This window comes from Dietzia aerolata, assembly GCF_014144865.1.
Taxonomy (GTDB): domain Bacteria; phylum Actinomycetota; class Actinomycetes; order Mycobacteriales; family Mycobacteriaceae; genus Dietzia; species Dietzia aerolata.
This window is the reverse complement of sequence record NZ_JAALDM010000240.1, coordinates 334-1,337: the sequence shown is the minus strand read 5'-3', so window position 1 is coordinate 1,337 and position 1,004 is coordinate 334. Positions and strand designations below refer to the sequence as shown.

Sequence of the window (1,004 nt, the reverse complement as noted above, 5' to 3'; positions counted from 1 at the left end):
CGGCGACGCCGTGCACGCGCGGCCGCGCCCGACCGGCCGGGCGCGTGGACCCCTCGACCCGTCAGGACCAGCCAGTGAGTCCCGAGCGCGAGCAGACCAGGCCCCCGTGGGGCACGCGGCTGCTCGGCGACGTGATGGAACCGCCGCCTCGCCGCAAGCGCCGGGTGCAGGTGGTCCTCACCTCGACCGTGCTGGTCACGCACCTGCTCGGCGTCGCGGGCGTGGTGGGTTTGCAGTGGCTGCTGCTGCCGTTCGACGAGATTGTCTCCGGCCGGTTCCGTACCGCGGCGCTTGTGGTGACCCCGATCGCCGTGCTTGTCATGGTCACCTTCGGCCTCGTCTGGATCACGTGGATCGTCCGGCGATGGCTGAGCTGGCCCGACGAAAACCGACCCCCGACCCCCGAGGAGCAGCGACTGTGCCTGTCGGTGCCGCTGCGACTGAGCCTGCTCACCGCCTGCCTGTGGGCGGTCGGTGGCGCGGTGAGTGTCGGCGCGTACGGGGTCGCCGCCGTCTCGGTGGTGCCGGTGATGACGGTCGCGGTGGTGACGTGCGGCGCGCTGTCCTGCGGGCTCGGCTACCTCGTCGCCGAGATCTCGCTGCGCCCGCTCACCGCCATCGCGTTCAAGGTCGGCCCGCCGCCGAAGGCGCCCGTGATCGGCATCCGCTTCCGCCTCATCGCGATCTGGGTGGTGGGCCTCGGGATGCCGCTCGCGGCGCTCGTCGTGCTGGCGTTCTACTCGGTCTCCGACGCCGAGGTGCCGGCCTCGCGACTCGCGATGATCCTCGCGTTCATCGGCATCGCCGGGATCGTCGTGTCCATCGCTGCGGGCTGGCTGCTGGTCACCGCGATGCTCGCCCCCATCCGCTCGGTGAGCTGGGCGATGGAGGAGCTCGCCGGCGGCAACGTTGCCACCCGCATCGACGTGTTCGACGGCACCGAACTGGGCCAGCTACAGCGCGGGTTCAACGACATGGCCGACATGATCGCCGAGCGGCAACGA

Annotated in this window: 1 protein-coding gene; it reads left to right on the top strand. The window is 71.4% G+C overall.

The window, feature by feature from the left end; all coding sequences use genetic code 11:
- Positions 1-74: 74 nt before the first annotated feature.
- Positions 75-1,004: HAMP domain-containing protein (locus G6016_RS17725; RefSeq protein WP_182633186.1), on the top strand; the 930-nt coding region annotated here is incomplete at its 3' end.